The sequence below is a fragment of the Thermogemmata fonticola genome, from assembly GCF_013694095.1.
Classification (GTDB): Bacteria; Planctomycetota; Planctomycetia; order Gemmatales; family Gemmataceae; genus Thermogemmata; species Thermogemmata fonticola.
This window is the reverse complement of record NZ_JACEFB010000003.1, coordinates 120,747-135,608: the sequence shown is the minus strand read 5'-3', so window position 1 is coordinate 135,608 and position 14,862 is coordinate 120,747. Positions and strand designations below refer to the sequence as shown.

13 protein-coding genes are annotated in these 14,862 nt (G+C 58.6%); 7 read left to right on the top strand and 6 right to left on the bottom strand.

Annotated elements, in window-relative coordinates; all coding sequences use genetic code 11:
- The first annotated feature begins 113 nt into the window (after positions 1-113).
- A complete protein-coding gene (locus tag H0921_RS06620) occupies positions 114-1,520 on the top strand; it encodes a 6-phosphofructokinase (protein ID WP_194537271.1) in 1,407 nt (468 codons plus the stop codon).
- A gap of 495 nt (positions 1,521-2,015) precedes the next feature.
- On the opposite strand, the gene H0921_RS06615 is transcribed toward H0921_RS06620, so the two are convergent.
- The 4 genes from H0921_RS06615 to H0921_RS06600 all read right to left on the bottom strand — a co-directional run bounded on the left by H0921_RS06615 (position 2,016) and on the right by H0921_RS06600 (position 6,499).
- Positions 2,016-2,375, bottom strand: a complete 360-nt coding sequence (locus tag H0921_RS06615) for a hypothetical protein (RefSeq protein ID WP_194537270.1) — start codon at positions 2,373-2,375, stop codon at positions 2,016-2,018.
- Positions 2,376-2,402: 27 nt separating this feature from the next.
- Positions 2,403-2,567: a hypothetical protein gene (locus tag H0921_RS06610; RefSeq protein WP_194537269.1), complete on the bottom strand. Its 165-nt coding sequence runs from the start codon at positions 2,565-2,567 to the stop codon at positions 2,403-2,405.
- Between the two features lie 141 nt (positions 2,568-2,708).
- Entirely contained in the window at positions 2,709-4,397 is a 1,689-nt protein-coding gene (locus tag H0921_RS06605) for a glycosyltransferase family 39 protein (RefSeq protein WP_194537268.1), read from the bottom strand.
- Between the two features lie 266 nt (positions 4,398-4,663).
- A complete protein-coding gene (locus H0921_RS06600; protein WP_228499127.1) occupies positions 4,664-6,499 on the bottom strand; it encodes a sulfatase in 1,836 nt (611 codons plus the stop codon).
- 633 nt (positions 6,500-7,132) lie between these two features.
- Here H0921_RS06600 and H0921_RS06595 point away from each other — a divergent pair.
- From H0921_RS06595 to H0921_RS06580, 4 genes are all read left to right on the top strand, one after another.
- Positions 7,133-7,654, top strand: a complete 522-nt coding sequence (locus tag H0921_RS06595; RefSeq protein WP_194537267.1) for a hypothetical protein — start codon at positions 7,133-7,135, stop codon at positions 7,652-7,654.
- A 387-nt stretch (positions 7,655-8,041) separates the two neighbouring features.
- On the top strand, positions 8,042-8,530 hold the full coding sequence (locus H0921_RS06590; protein WP_194537266.1) for a hypothetical protein: 489 nt from the start codon (positions 8,042-8,044) through the stop codon (positions 8,528-8,530).
- Between the two features lie 536 nt (positions 8,531-9,066).
- The gene (gene recA, locus H0921_RS06585) at positions 9,067-10,203 is read left to right on the top strand and encodes a recombinase RecA (RefSeq protein WP_194537265.1); all 1,137 of its coding nucleotides are present in this window, start codon (positions 9,067-9,069) and stop codon (positions 10,201-10,203) included.
- A 107-nt stretch (positions 10,204-10,310) separates the two neighbouring features.
- Complete coding sequence (locus tag H0921_RS06580; protein ID WP_194537264.1) at positions 10,311-11,879, top strand: lipopolysaccharide biosynthesis protein; 1,569 nt, start codon at positions 10,311-10,313, stop codon at positions 11,877-11,879.
- 215 nt (positions 11,880-12,094) lie between these two features.
- Here the strand turns inward: H0921_RS06580 and H0921_RS06575 are convergent, their stop codons facing one another.
- Positions 12,095-12,406 carry a DUF167 domain-containing protein gene (locus tag H0921_RS06575; protein ID WP_194537263.1) on the bottom strand — a complete coding sequence of 104 codons (312 nt, stop codon included), beginning with the start codon at positions 12,404-12,406 and terminating at the stop codon, positions 12,095-12,097.
- A 46-nt stretch (positions 12,407-12,452) separates the two neighbouring features.
- Here H0921_RS06575 and H0921_RS06570 point away from each other — a divergent pair, with 46 nt between their 5' ends.
- Together H0921_RS06570 and H0921_RS06565 are read left to right on the top strand one after the other, a co-directional pair.
- Entirely contained in the window at positions 12,453-12,644 is a 192-nt protein-coding gene (locus H0921_RS06570) for a hypothetical protein (protein WP_194537262.1), read from the top strand.
- A gap of 136 nt (positions 12,645-12,780) precedes the next feature.
- Positions 12,781-13,401, top strand: a complete 621-nt coding sequence (locus tag H0921_RS06565; RefSeq protein WP_194537261.1) for a ParB N-terminal domain-containing protein — start codon at positions 12,781-12,783, stop codon at positions 13,399-13,401.
- A gap of 45 nt (positions 13,402-13,446) precedes the next feature.
- On the opposite strand, the gene H0921_RS06560 is transcribed toward H0921_RS06565, so the two are convergent.
- Positions 13,447-14,796: a hypothetical protein gene (locus tag H0921_RS06560; protein WP_194537260.1), complete on the bottom strand. Its 1,350-nt coding sequence runs from the start codon at positions 14,794-14,796 to the stop codon at positions 13,447-13,449.
- Positions 14,797-14,862 lie beyond the last annotated feature (66 nt).

The window sequence follows — 14,862 nt, the reverse complement described above, 5'->3', positions numbered from 1 at the left end:
CTGCTCCTTTCCCCCGGCTGCCTATCTGCCCCTAGCTTCATACACTGCCTTCAACCTCTCCCCCAACTTCAACGGATATAGCAATCTTTCTCACCTAGAAGGTTCTCACACTCATGAGACGACTGGCGATTCTTACGGCGGGCGGCGATACTCCAGCACTCAATGCCACGATCTACGGGGCAGTGACGCGAGCCTGCCAGCACAAAATCGAGATGTACGGCATCATCAAGGGTTTCAGCGGTCTGCTCAATCCGCGTGTGCCTCATGTCCATCTCAATCCTCTTTTCACGCCCATTCCTGAACTCGATCCCACCCGGGGTGGGACCATTTTGGGGGCGTCGCGGGATTACGTCGATGTGGACGACAGCGAACAGATTGCCCGCATTGCCGAACGCCTCCATCGCCTCCGCATCGACGGACTCATCTGCATCGGCGGCGATGGCACCCTCAATGGCATGCAAGCCCTAAGTGACATCGTTCCGACAGTGCTGGCTCCCAAAACTATCGACAACGACTTGGGACTCAACTATCGCGGTGAACCGGACGAATGGATCCGCCATGCACCCCACGAGACAGTGACCGATGCCATCATCAAGGACGGCTATCCTTATACCCGCAAACCTTCCCACCACCGTTTCGATCTCGACCAGATGGTCAACTATGTGACGCCGGGGTTCGCCACGGCCGTCTATGTCTCCGCTTCCGGCGTGCAGCGCATCCGGACCACCGCTGAGAGCCACCGCCGCATTGCCATCGTGGAAGTCATGGGGCGGCATTCTGGCTATCTCGCTTTGGGAGCCGCCTATGGCCAGCCGGATATTCTCCTAGTTCCGGAACATCGCTTGCAGATCGACATGCTCGTTGAACGGATCAAGGAAATCTACACCTTGCAGAAACATTGTGTTATCGTCTGCGGTGAAGGGATTGTCGATGAACATGGCCAAGAGTTAGGCGCTGAACATGCTAGCACCGACCCCGCGGGGAATAAAATCCTCAGCGGAGCCTCGGAAGCCCTCCGCGCGCTACTCATCCAGCGGCTGGGTGATGACTACTTCACCAGCAAACGGCGGAATGAGTCGGCTCGTGCCGCTATCTTCACCCGGAAATTGGGACACACGCAGCGGGGGGGCCGTCCTATCCTCTTCGACCGTTTCTATGCTGCTCAGCTTGGCGGACACGCGGTCGATATGCTCCTGCGCGGCATGGCGAATGCCGTGGCCATCCTCCAATACACCCGTCAGCGCGGCTTCTTCCTCAGTGAAGCCCAGGCGAACGACTTCCGCGATCGCTGGGGATACATCCACGCTCGACTCATGCACCCCAGCTTCTATGACCCCCGCTCCCTTCGCCCCAGCCCCGTCGGCATCGATTACCTCCTCCCCATTTTCAATAATGCCCTGGCGCCGGATGATGTCGAAGTCCTCCGCACGGAACTCTTCGATCCCAGTCACTTGACCATGCCCTACCATTCCGTCAACGTCGATATTGACAAACGCATCCGCTACCTTTCCGAGTCCTAACCTCCTTCCTTTTCCGCCTAGGGCATAGTCTGGAGTGGTAAAAAAACGGGAATTTTTTCGGCTTCACAAGTTGTAAGTGGTGTACTTCCAGCTCGTTGTGTCATTGTCAGACCGCTCTTTTGCCAGGAAAATCGCTAACGCGATTTGACTTTTCCTGTTTTATGGTTCATGTTTACATTAGTACAAAATATCAGTACATGCGGGGAAGGCAAAACATGCCCTCCCGATAAAAAAACCGCGCCTCGTTGAATCGCATTTGCTGGGCAGGTTCAGGGAGCCAAGGGCGTAAGGAGGGTAGCGGCGATTGGAGTGGGGGGAGATGGTGGTGTAGTGGTGCGGAGGGGTGAGGGCGGTACAGTGGGGTTATGGGGTGCAAGCGACGGGAATGGAAGAAGCGAAGCGGATTAAAAGAACAAGGCCGGCGTGGAAAAAGCCGCCGGCCCGCAGGCTACCGACCCTTATTCGAGAACAATGGGTCGATCCTGCCTATCACGGTCACTTTTTCGCCAAGGCTTGTTCAGCCGCTTTGGCGATTTCCGAGGCTTTGGCCGCCGCGCTTTTCGTATCCCGGAAGGCGAAATTCTTGAAAATGTTTCCGCCCCGCGTGTAGATCAGCACGGTGACCGCTGCTTCCTTGTTGAGGTTGTAACGTTTGGGACCGTCTTTTTCGACAGACACGGTCAGGGGTGTCGTCAGTTTGTGGGTGGCTTGGAGTTTTTCGAAGTCGCTGGTTTCGACTCCGCTGACGCCCACGACAACCGTGCCGAGATCGGCGTGTGTCTTCTGAACCGCATCCACAGCCTTGACCAAACTGGCCAAGTCGTCATCGGCCTTTTGGGTGAAGATCATCACCACGGCAGGCCGACCCTCGCCGTTGTACTTTCATACATAGCACATGGTACGGCCTTTGTTTTCGCCGGTGACGACCTTGACGTCGAAAGCGCCACCGATGCGCTTGTCCGGTCCGGATTTGATATCATCCGCGACGGACGTGGCAGGCAGGGCGAGCGTGGCCAAGGCTAGCCCAAGCCCGAAGGTGACCCGCATGTCAACCTCCTTTCCCAATACGGACACAACATGAGGTGCTGGACCCGCTCCAACACCATCACCGGTTATTCTGCATTCCGGCGGAGAATTTGCAAGTGCAGGGGTGTAACAAATTTGGGGCCAGACCGGGACGGGGGCGGTTCAATACGGAACCTGGAAAGACGGCAGGTGTTTCCATCCGCGGAAACCGTGGGCGATCCAGATGGTCCAGCTTTGGAGCGGGATGCCCTCTTCGGAGTGGGTGAATCGCAACGGTGGCTCGACCTTCTCGAACGCGGGCAGTAGGTGGGGGCCGATATCTCCGACGATCAGAAAGGTCCGCCCATGGAAAAGTTCCGGGTCGGACACGGGGTTAGGTCTCCAAAAGTCGTACTGGCTGTGGCGATCGGAGCGGTTGGGGATGCCGATGGTGTAGGTATCGGGGTGGCCCTGGCAGTAGAAGCGCAGAATCCCCGGCTGGTTCCAGTAGGTGCCGCAAAGGATGGGAGCTTGGCCGTGGCGTTGGGCGATCTGTTCGCGGAGTTGGTCGAGGTAAGCAGCAAGGCTTTTCCAGCCTGCGAGTCGTGCGGTGGGGTCGAGCTTGCGGATGGGGGTGGGCTGATGCGGGGATGGGGGGGGCAACCAGCGGGCGAGGACGGGACGGTAGGTCTGGGGGAAGTGGAGCATCAGGACGGCTGCCAATCCGAGCGCCAGATTGACCGCAGCCAGACTGGCGAGCAAACGGGGATACGGTCCGCGAGTCAATTGATGATAGAACCACGCCACCGCGAGAATAAAACCCGCGATGTAAGTGGGAGCTGGCCAATTCGGTTGTCCTGGCTTGATCAAAGAGGCGGCGGCGAAGAATAGCCACAGGGGGACGGAAGTCCACCAGAGAAGCTGAAGGGGGTAATCCCGGCATCGGGAAGGCCGGAAAAACCATGCAGCCGCCAGAAAGGCCAACAGCCAGAAGCCGAAAAGGGTGCCCAATTGCCCTCCTAAAAACAACAGCAACCCGAAAGGCTGGCCACGGGAGGTCTGCTGTTGCCCCACTGCGGCGACCTGGCCCAAAACGTGGCGGAACGTCACCCAATCGTGCTGGGCGTTCCAGTAAAGAATGGGCAGTGAACCCATGACGACGCCCAGATAGAGTATGATCAGCCCACGGAAAGCATCGGGACGGCGGCGGTGACAAAGTACGAACAGTGTGATGGCAGCAGGAAATAGAAGCATCGTATACTTGGCGAGGATGCCAAGAGCGATGAAAATGGCGGCACCCCACCAGGCGAGCCGTCGGCCATCAAGAGCCTGGAGTACCATGAGTAGTGCCCAACACCAACACGCCAGAAATGGCGGATCAATGGTGATGAGCAAGGCACCAATGCGGACCAGCGGAACCATCAGGCTCACGAAGACGACCCACAGGGCCAGGCGCGGAAATTGGAAAACACGGCAGGTGAGGAGATAGCAGCCGGCCAGCACAGCCGCATGACAGAGCGCGGCGGGAAAACGGATAGCAGCCGCCCGATCCCCCGTCCAAGCCACGCTCCAGTCCCCTAGCAAAACGTCCGCCACCCGGATCAGCCAGGCGACCAGAGGCCCTTTGCTGTAATAGCTCCAATCCAAATGACGGGACCAATCCCAGTAGTGGGCTTCATCGGGCGTTAAATCATGAGCTGGGGTCCACCATTGGTACAGAACCGTTAGGAATGTCGAAAGGAAAATCAGACCGGCGGCTAGCCTGCCCGCTTGGCGAGAAAACCCAGGGGCAAAAGAAGGTCCGCCATCCGACAGGAAAGTGGAGGTGTATATCGAGTCTCGATGCGGCAGGTAAGGTCGTGAGAGTGGCACTCCGGCTGTCTCCAACCTGTGGATCATCGGGATAACGTGGCCGAATATCTGGCTGACACTCACCGGGGAACTCAGTTCACCCCACCGGTTTCCACCGCCTAGGCATGCGATCCCCGGTCACAACTGCACGCCATTACATGCCGCAAAATGCCTTGTCCGGTCAACCCCGATGTACGAGGCGACTTGGCCGAGAGCTGGAATGAGGACGGTTGACCCAAGGGGAAAACAACGCGGTGAGTGAGATCAGCAGAGAAGGTAATGCGGCCTCATCGACCGCCGTCCTTGACCGGCCGTAAAACGATGGACCGCAACTCGACTAGCGGACGGCTCGGTGGCCGCACGAGCTTGAGGGTGAGTGTGTGTCGGCCCGGTTGATCCACCTTCAGTTCTCCTACGACGTGAGGCTGATAGTCGTGCGTGCCGGCTGTCGCTTGGAGGGTGTGTTGTTGGCGCCAGGAATCGAGCGATACTTCCACCGAGGCACCGGCAGCATTGGAGTGGCAGCCGTAGACCAATTCCAGGCGGAAGCGGCCAGGCTGGATGGCGGTGAAATCCCAGCTTGCACTGTCTCCCGTTTGGACCCAATGACCGAGACTTTCCTGGTGGGGCAGCGGTTCAAAACGCCACTGTTGGCCGTGGATCAGAGCCGTGCGGGCGGGTAGCGTGATCGTACCGTTGGCATCGGGGGGATGCGGACGATACTGCGGATTGGGCCGCGGCATGCGAGCGTCAACCTGCTGGCGCCATTTTTCTAGTTCACTGGCGAGTTGACGCACTAAGTCCGGCTGCTCCGTTGCCAAATTCTTCTCCTCGGAGAGGTCGCGGCTCAAGTCGTACAACTCGTGGCGGCCAGTTTCGTAGTCTTCGACGAGTTTATAACGACCCCGGCGGATGGCACCTCCAGGGCGGGAACCTTGATTGGCATAGTGAGGATAGTGCCAGTAAATGGCTCGTTCCGATAGCGGCTTCCCATCCAACAGGGGGAATAATGACCGGCCGTCCGTTGGGGGGTCTGGGGGTTGGCGTCCCCCAGCGGCATCGAGAATCGTGTCGAACAGGTCGTTGCTGCAAGCAACCTCAGCACAGGTAGTACCCGGCTTGCCGCGACCCGGCCAGCGGATGATCAGAGGCACGCGCACGCCTCCCTCATAAAGAAATCCCTTCCCGGCACGAAGTGGACCGTTGTAAGTGGCACCAGTAGGTCCGCCTTCGCGAGTGGCCAACCCGCCGTTATCGCTCGTAAAAAGCACCACCGTCTTGTCTGCCAGGCGATAGTCCGCAAGCGCTTGCAGCACTTGTCCGACCGCGTCGTCCATGCTTTCGACCATCGCGGCATAAACGGGATTGCTCTGGGTTCCCGGCCGCGGTTGGTTCGGATAGCGGCGGATACGCTCCGCAGGTGCTCGCAACGGCGTATGGACGGCGTAATGCGGCAGGTAGAGGAAAAACGGCCTGTCCTTGTGCGCGGAGATGAACCGGACGGCCTCCGCTGCCAACCGGTCCGTCAAATACTCCCCTTCCGGAGCCTCCTCCAAGCCAGGCATCACGCCCCCTTTGTTGCGGAAGGGGGCGAAATAACTTCGAGGCGTTCCCGTCTCATCACCGGCGACATTGATGTCGAAACCCTGTTCCTTCGGACCGAAACCTTTTCCCCCTAGATGCCACTTGCCGATGTGGGCCGTCACGTAGCCGCGACGCTTGAGCACTTCGGCAATGGTGACCGCCTCCAAAGGCAACTCTGTACGAATGGACGGACGCTGTAATCGTTGATCTGGTTGATCCTTTCGGCCCGGAATCCAGTCGGTGATATTCCAGCGTTGAGGATACTGCCCGGTTAGGATGCTCACCCGTGTCGGGGAACAGACGGGACAGACGGCGTAAAAGTCGGTGAAGCGGATCCCTTCCCGCGCCAAGCGATCAATATGGGGTGTACGGTAGAAGGTACTGCCATAACAACCGAGATCGCGTTGCCCCAGATCATCGATGACGAACAACACCACATTGAACAATTGCCGCTCTTCCCCGGCTGACACCGATCCACTGGCCAACAAAACGGTCGCCCATACCATCCCGCAAGTTGGATACCATAATCGATGCTTCATGGCATGTCTCACTGTTGGGTTCCATCCTCTTCGCTGCTTGCCAGTTCCTCATGTTATCCTCAGGAAGTCGCTCTTGCGAGTGAGAATCCCAGCAGCTTGACCAATCATCGCATTTCCGTCTAACACTCGCAATCCTCATCCTCCGCAGTATGGTGCAGTGGCGCCGGATTGATAAGGCCCCCAATTTTTTCTCCACAGACGAAAAAGCTCTGGCCGTGCGGCTTTGGGCTGCTTGTGCGAGAAATTCAGCGATTTTGCCCAGGCCCTGCGCAAAAATGGTCGAGGCGGATTGGGATGCTGAAAACCCGACGATATTCTTCTCGCCGTGACAACGGCTAGCAAAATAAGGCTTGTGTTCATCGATAGAGAGGGTGAAGGAGCGAAACCTGCCCTGTGGCACCGGTGTTGCATACCTTCAGAAGTGGTGGGGTCTGCGGACCGGAACCGGCAGTCTCACCCCCTACAGGTGCGAGCAACAGCTCAGACCTGTGGCTGTTCGACGCCAGGGAGATTCCTGGGAAGAACGAACAGAAGAAGCCCCCCTGACACGGAACGGCGGCGCAGCTCGACGATATGGCTAGCACCCCGTTCTCCTGCCTCTTCCCCGCAGCCTTCCAGTTTTGGGAAGCTGCGATGTTCTTAACCCTCGGTTCCGGCTTGGGAGAAACAACTGTGTTCCAAACGTTCCGCCTGGCCCGCTTGGCGGTGGGCATGAGCATACTTTTGGCTATGACAGCCTTCCGCCCTCCTGTTGTGGATCAACTTGTTGAGGACCTTCGGGAGTGGCCTTGCCTTCAGCAACAACTCCAGACGGAACAGCGCCGTACGGAAATACTCGACCACGCCAACCTCCGCCTCCGGCAACGCATCCTCCACAAAGAACACCTCGTCGCTCTCCTGATCGAAGGCGAATGCTCCCTCGCTCAGGTCACGGAGGAGTTCTGGCAGTCCATGCAATCCGATCCCGGTTATCTGACCGTCTTGCGCCATCACTATCCCGGCAGCAACGACTATGAAAAGACTCTGGCCAATGTCCTGCACCACGTGCAGTTTCAGGTGCAGCAACTACCCCCGGCGGAACAGGCTCGCGTTTGGAAGCGCTTGGAAGCCGAGCGGCAGCAACTTGTGTTGGGAAGGTATGCTTGGGAACATTGAGTCATGCAGAAGTGGCGCCTCGACTGAGGTGCCTCGTGGGGACACTTGAAACGGCAGGCGTCTTGAAAGCCTCGGAAGAACAATGGTCATGAAAGTTGAAAAAGCGTTGTTTCTGGATTCGGACTGTTCGGTGCTCTCTCTGGTTTCTCCTGAGCGGCAGCGAACTTTCTCATGAACGATCGTGAATTTTCCTCCCTCTCCGAAACATCTTGTCCTCTGCGGCCAGAGCCTTTGCCTGAGCGACGTGCCTCTCCCTGACTAGCAGCAAAGCCTCTCCGAACTCTTACGCCACCTTCACCGGCAGGCAGTAACCTCTCCTGCGGGAGAGATGCCTGAAAGGGCGTATTCCCCAGAGAGACTGCCGTTGCCCGACAGGAGGACTCACCATTGCAAGGCTTCTTCAAGATGCCGGGCTTGATGATCGGGATGGCCTTTGGGGTGTTGGCGATGCACTCCGTGTGGCACTGGGCATGCGATAACTCTGAACGAGCAGAACCGCCGGAAACGATCACATTCTGCTTGCCCCGCAGGACGCAGCCTGGCCTAGATTGGGGCCAGATTCAGGAGCAAAGGCAGCACCTGGAGCGAACAAGGGTTCGGTTGCATCTCAGTTGTCAGGCCTTGGATCATATCACGGTGCGTTTGGTCGTCGGGGAAATTACCCTTCGGCAGGCTGTGGAGATGGCCGATCCCATACTCCGTCGCCGGCAGGGTTTCTTCACTTCCGTGGCATGGCAGTATAAGTTACTGTCCCATGAGCAGATAATTGCTCGCTTTCTCATCCAACGGGCCGAAATGATGTATGCGGCCGTCGATCCCAGTTTCTGGCACCCGGTGGCCCAGCGTCTGGAGCGCGAATACGCTGCTTTGGAGTGAACCGATGGGTGAAAAACCGGTCTTCCGCGACCACTCACATGTCGCACCGACAGTTGCAGGAGCCACTGAGCCGGATGGCAAAGGCAGCCGATCCGTTCCCAGCGGTTAGCCTTCCAGTTCCTTCCTGGCGGTTGAGCCTTGAATCCCCCTAAGCCTATTGTGACACCACCGCTGTGATGCCGCAGTTCCCATCAGGAACCAGCAATGGCCAGAGCGGGGGAGGACGGCTCGTCTTGTTTTTCGCCGGGAGGTACGCGTACAGTTTTGATAAGTCAGCGGAGAAAATACGAACGGGGAGGGTCGGCAACTCCGAGTCTGTGTTTCATGGGAGGCAGGACAGCAGATGAATTCGCCACGCGGCAGACCTTGGGATGCGCGGGAATTTTTTTGACCTGCTGACCTTCTCTAAAATGGGGGGAAGAGGGTAAACTTCTTTACACGCAACAGGGACAGAGGAACCAAGGGCCGGGTGGCGGCGCCTTTTCTCTTTCCCAGATTGATCCGAAATACAACATACTCTCAGGGGAGACAGAACCATGGCGGAGAAGGACAAGTTGCTGGACAACAAGGAGCTGCGGAACGCTCTCGCGGCGATCGAGAAGGAGTTCGGAAAAGGCTCGATCATGTCGTTGGGGGATATGACAGCGCAGGACGTGGAAGGGATTCCAACCGGTTCGCTGTCGCTGGATATTGCCCTGGGCGGGAAGGGTTTGCCGCGGGGCCGGGTCGTGGAGATTTTCGGAGCGGAGTCGAGCGGTAAGACGACGATTGCCCTGCATGCGGTGGCCAATGCCCAAAAGCAGGGAGGAGTGGCGGCGTATATCGACGCCGAGCATGCCCTGGACCCCAGTTGGGCCAAGCGGATTGGCGTTGATCTGGATGCCCTGCTGGTCTCGCAGCCTAGCTATGGGGAGGAAGCCCTGCGGATCGCCGAGATGCTAATCCGTTCCAATGCGGTGGATATTATCGTGGTCGATTCGGTGGCCGCTTTGGTACCGAAAAGCGAAATTCAGGATGGGGAGATCGGCGATGCCAAGGTGGGGCTGCAAGCCCGCTTGATGAGCCAGGCGATGCGGGTGCTCACGCCGATCATCAACAAGAGCCGGACCTGCCTGGTCTTCATTAACCAGATTCGCCAAAAGATCGGGGTGATGTACGGTGATCCGAATACGACGCCGGGCGGGTTGGCCCTCAAGTTCTATGCCAGCGTCCGCATGGAAGTCAAACGAGTGACAACACTCCGGCAAGATGAAGAGGCGATCGGGGCAGAAACTCGCGTTCGCGTGGTGAAAAATAAGGTGGCTCCGCCCTTCCGCACCGCAGAGTTCGACATTCTCTTCGATCGCGGGATCGATTGGCTCGGTGATCTCTTCCGCCTCGCGGTGGATGAGCAGATCATCGCCAAAAGCGGGGCACACTTCAGTTACAAGGGAGAACGGCTGGGCCACGGGAAGGAAGCGGCCTTGCAATTTTTGCGAGAACGTGAGGAACTGTGCGAAGAGATTCGCCAAGCGGTCCTGAGCAAGCATAAGCCCAAGAGCACCACGGACGCAGAATTGGCTCTGGAAGCGGAACGCGAAGAGGCCGAGGCGAAAGCTGCTTTGGAGGCACTGGAGCAGCAGGCTGAGGAACCGAAGCGCAAAGCCCGCTCGCGTACTGCCGTAGAAAACTGAAGTGTTTCACCTGTCCCCGGCGGTGCATACCAAATAACGCCTATTGAAAACACCCAACGGTTGGCTCTGCTCCCGCCTGCCGCATAGCCCAAGGAAGGGCAACTGCCATGTCTGAGCAACACCATGACTCCGCTCCTGGGTCCAGTGGCCGCACCATGGCGTGGGGGGCACTGGCCAACTGGGTCGCCTTCGCCGCCACCTTAACCGTGGCTTTCTTTCTGGCTCCTTACCTGCTCCGCCGATTAGGGGAAGCCCGCTATGGCGTGTGGTGTATGGTAGAAGCCCTGCTAGCGTACTTCACTCTCCTGGACCTAGGCCTAGCAGCTTGCCTCGTCCGCTACGTGGCCCGCTACCATGCGCTGAGCGCTCAGCAAGAATTGAGCCGCTATGCCGCTGCCGCCTTCTGGCTCTACTGCGGTGCCGCTGGGATTGTGCTGCTCGTGAGTCTGCCCTTGGGCTTGGTCCTCGCCCCCCTCCTCGAAAACCGGTTGGACCAGGCCGATCGACTCCTACCATTTCTGCTTCTGATGTTCGGTCAGTTTGCCTTCACGCTGCCCCTGAGTGTGTTTCCCACTTTACTGGATGGCTTGCAAAGGTTTGGGCAGAAGAGCGCTGTGCGGTTGGGCGCTCTTGTTCTGCGAGTCAGCGGTATCGTACTGGTGATGGAGACTGCACCGGGTTTGACGGGCCTGGCCGTTGTCTTGAGCCTGAGCCAGCTTGTGGAACACGGCGTGATGTGGTGGGTTGTGCGGCGTGATTTGCCGGGTTTGTCACTCTCCTGGCGCTGGGTGGATCGGACCACCCTGCGAGAGGTGCGCGGATACAGCCGCGATGCATTTCTGGCCATGGTCGCCGGGCGGTTGAGTGGGCAGAGCGGGCCGATCGTGGCGGGCCTGTTCCTCTCGGCGGCGGCTGTGGCTCATTACACCCTGGCGTATCGCCTGATCGACATGGGAAAGAACCTGCTGCGGGCGGCCACGACTACCTTGACACCTGCCATTAGCCAGCGGGAAGCCGTGAACGACCGCGAAGGCTTGCGCCGCCTCTTCCTCGATGCGACGCGGGCGGTGCTCTACCTTGTCTTGCCGGTACACGGCGGATTGGTGTTCTTCGGCCATGCCTTTCTGAATCGCTGGCTCGGCTCTTCCAGCGTCGCCGATGCGAGTTATCCGGTGGTTCTCATTCTCTCCCTGACCCTTACCCTGGGTGTGGCCCAATCGGTGGCAGCTCGCGTGCTTTACGGTGTGGGACAGTTGCGCGGGTTTGCCCGATGGGCACTCCTGGAAGGCGCAGCGGTCCTCACCATCGGTCTGCTGGTGGCCTCCTTCTGGCATTTGATGGGACTGGCAGTTGCGGTTGCGATCCCGAATGTGCTCTTCTGCCTCTGGACCATTATGGCCGCCTGCCGCCATACTCATACGAACTGGGGGGAATACTGGCAGCGGAGTTGCAAGCGTCCCCTGGTGTGCGTCACTTTACCGCTTATCATTTGGTGGACTATAGGACCAATCCCCGCGGAATGGCAGGCTCTGATGATCGCTATCACTACTGGTTTGGTTCCCTACGCCCTGCTGGTCCTGCTTTGCGAAGGAAGCCTCTGGTCCTTTCGGTCCGGAAAACATGCAAGGCACGGTGTCCTGCGAAACTTGACCGCCGTGTTCCGTGGCCGCTCCTGATCCGCTCCGCCGCATCCTCTTGATTCCTTTTTGCCACCCTCTAGCGCCTAGTTCCACTCGATGGGCCAACAGTTGGAAATGTTTGAACCGTTGTGTTTTGGCCAGAAGGCGGATGGGAACAATTCATTCTGGCGAACTAACTCCCTGAAGAGGGTTGCGAGGCATGCCGTTCCTGACCTGCCAACGGAAAGCGGAGGAGGTGACTCGCCTTCGGATTACTCGCCTTCTGAAAAGAGGGAACGGAGGTGTTGCCGGAGTTGGTTTTCTGTGACGTCGCGGAGCAGCAGCGTTTTGTGCCGATGGGTTTGACCCCGGAGCAGGACGATTTGCGAACGGCGTAGATGCAGCCATTCAGCCAGAAAGGCCATCAGCGCGGCGTTGGCTCGTCCCTGTTGCGCGGGAGCAGTCAAGGCGATCCGCCACTTGCCGTCATGGATTCCCAGGAAGGCGTTTTGTTTGGCTCTCGGCTGGACCCAAATTTCCACGACGACTCCCTCCGGGTGATTGTGCACGGTCAGTGTTGTCATTGGTCGGCTCGTGAGAAAGGGGCGAGGCAGGGTCCGATGGGTCGGCATGGCTCTCCGACGGAGTTGGGCTGGCTTGGGATGGCCAAGGTACGAAGAACGATCCGCGGCAACGTTTGCAGATCAGGGGAAGGCCGGCCATCGCCTCCAGCACCTCGTAGGCGTGACCGCAGTGCGGACAACGGAAACGAATGACGCCCGCGCCCATGACGACCCGCCCTTGGGCTTTCTGATTCTCTAACCTTTAGTTTATCAGTCCTTCCCTGCACTCTGGGAGCACAAACTAACTCCCTCGGACATTTTTGCCTTGACAAGTCCCGAATTATGGTGCATACTTATGTACACATGATAATATGTTTACATTCGAGGGAATCGCGATGACTCAGAGGATGACCCCGCTCGAAATCCGCTATTTGCCGCTGAAAGAGTTGAAGGAGGCCCTTTACAATCCGCGGGCGGTCTTGCCGGAGACGTCGCGGGTTTACCACCGATTGCGCCGGAGTCTGCAGAGCTTCGGGCTGGTCGAACCCCTGGTTTGGAATGAAACAACCGGTCATGTGGTGGGAGGTCACTTCCGCCTACGTATTCTGCGGGAGCTGGGCGTAGAAGTCGTGCCCGTCTCGGTGGTGCACCTGACACCGGAACGGGAAAAAGCCCTTAACCTTGTCCTGAATAATCCAGAGGCTCAAGGCCGCTTCGATCCCAAACGCTTGCTGGCTGTGCTCCGCGAGTTGGAGCAGTTGCCAGAGCTGGAATTGACCGGTTTTACAACCGCGACTTTGCAGAACCTGGATTGGAGGCCTCAGCCTCTGAACATCGAGCCGATCTCAGCGGACAGGGAAGAGATTGAAGTCATTCTGTGCATACCCTCCCCACGCTGGCGGCAAGTTGAAGGGGAGCTGGACGCTCTCATCCGCCGGCATGATTTGCGTTGCCATGTTCTCCCTGCCGGTGTTAGCAACTCTTCGACAACGGCATTTCTCCGAGAAGGGGTGTGAACGGTTTATGCAGTACCGCGGTCAGTGGTGTGGGGGGGCGGCGGTTCATGGATGGCGGGCGAAGAAGGTCAAGCCTTGACGGGGTGTGGGTCCGATATGGGCGAGCAAATTGCATCCGAAAGCCTGAAGGATGGCGATAATGGTTTGTCCTTCGGCAGAATCGCGGCAATCGCACACCGGGCGGCCTTGATCCGCCACAAAACAACGCTGGCCCGTGGTGACGACGCGTAAATTGCGCGGATCAAAAACTCGGACATGGGTATGCAACGGGAGGCGATGGGCGATTTGCTCCTGGCGGAAGAGCAACGTGGCCGGACCGTAACGGGCAATGGCGGTGAATTGCCCCTCACGGAGCAGGCGGAGGGCATCAGCCGCATGGCTTTCCGCGGGGCCGAATTGGCCAAGCACATAATCGTCGGCGGTCACGATCTGCCATTGTCCGCCTTGCTTGCGCAGGCTCAAACTGCGGGGATCAAAACGGTGGAGCAGACCCACGTATCCCACTCCCGGTACGGCCAAGCCGATCGGATTGAGGGCATCACTCTGGAGTTGCAGATGCTGGCGGCGCAGCGGTTCCGGCAGGCCCTCTCGTCCCTCCTCGGTGGCGGCAAACAGACAGCGAAAAACAGGACGGCGCCTGCCCACAATCCCCAAGCGATTCAGGCCATGCCGCCGGATGGCTGCCAGCGCCTGCTCACCCGCTGCTTGCTGATCGGCGAAGTTGATCAGCAGATTGTGATCATCCCGCAGGACCCACACACCGTGGATTTGTTCCAGGCGGATCGTTCGCAGATCGATGGGCAGGATGGCATGCAATCCGGTGCCGCTCATCAAGGGCCGGTGGGTATCGAGCTGGTGGGTCAGGAAGGAACTGCCGGATCGCGGATCGCCTGATCCCGTGCGGCCCAACATCAGCGGCGGCTGACCGTTGACTAGACCGTATTCGACAATTGGGTGCGGCGAACCGATAAGGAACCATTCCTCCGGCCGCTGATCGCGCAAGGTGGTTAGCACGGCGCGGGCGCTTTCTTCGTCGTCGGCGAAATCCCGGAACAGACGATGGCCCGCCCAGATTTGCCAGCTTGCAGAATCTGCTCCGGTGACCAAGCGTTTCAAAGTCAGCTCCGCCACTTTTAAAGGCATCCGTTGGTTACTCACCGCCACAGTGTCCGATCGAAGGGATGGAGCCGTTCCCGGCCCTGCTGGAGATGAAGTTGCTGGAGAAGCAATGACTTTCCCCGGTTGAACGGGAGCGGCTGGCGGTTCCGATAATGGAGGGGAAACAGCCGGTCGTCTCGGGAACGTGGCGGGCGGTGGCAGCGACTGTTGGGCCGTCGCCAGGGCCAGGACCATCATGGTCGTTCCTACCGCCGGGACCAAAAGCCAGCGTCCCATGCCTTGCCCTCCTGCTGGATGGATTCGGCGGGGACGGGGCATAGCAATGTCGGCGGCTGCTGTCAC

Bases quoted from the DNA above. Each gene is read 5' to 3' on its own strand.
- H0921_RS06620 (WP_194537271.1), top strand. From the start codon at position 114: ATGAGACGACTGGCGATTCTTACGGCGGGCGGCGATACTCCAGCACTC.
- H0921_RS06610 (WP_194537269.1), bottom strand. From the start codon at position 2,567: ATGCGGGTCACCTTCGGGCTTGGGCTAGCCTTGGCCACGCTCGCCCTG.
- H0921_RS06600 (WP_228499127.1), bottom strand. From the start codon at position 6,499: ATGAAGCATCGATTATGGTATCCAACTTGCGGGATGGTATGGGCGACC.
- H0921_RS06595 (WP_194537267.1), top strand. From the start codon at position 7,133: ATGTTCTTAACCCTCGGTTCCGGCTTGGGAGAAACAACTGTGTTCCAA.
- recA (WP_194537265.1), top strand. From the start codon at position 9,067: ATGGCGGAGAAGGACAAGTTGCTGGACAACAAGGAGCTGCGGAACGCT.
- H0921_RS06580 (WP_194537264.1), top strand. From the start codon at position 10,311: ATGTCTGAGCAACACCATGACTCCGCTCCTGGGTCCAGTGGCCGCACC.
- H0921_RS06575 (WP_194537263.1), bottom strand. From the start codon at position 12,406: ATGACAACACTGACCGTGCACAATCACCCGGAGGGAGTCGTCGTGGAA.
- H0921_RS06570 (WP_194537262.1), top strand. From the start codon at position 12,453: ATGGCTCTCCGACGGAGTTGGGCTGGCTTGGGATGGCCAAGGTACGAA.
- H0921_RS06565 (WP_194537261.1), top strand. From the start codon at position 12,781: ATGACTCAGAGGATGACCCCGCTCGAAATCCGCTATTTGCCGCTGAAA.
- H0921_RS06560 (WP_194537260.1), bottom strand. From the start codon at position 14,796: ATGGGACGCTGGCTTTTGGTCCCGGCGGTAGGAACGACCATGATGGTC.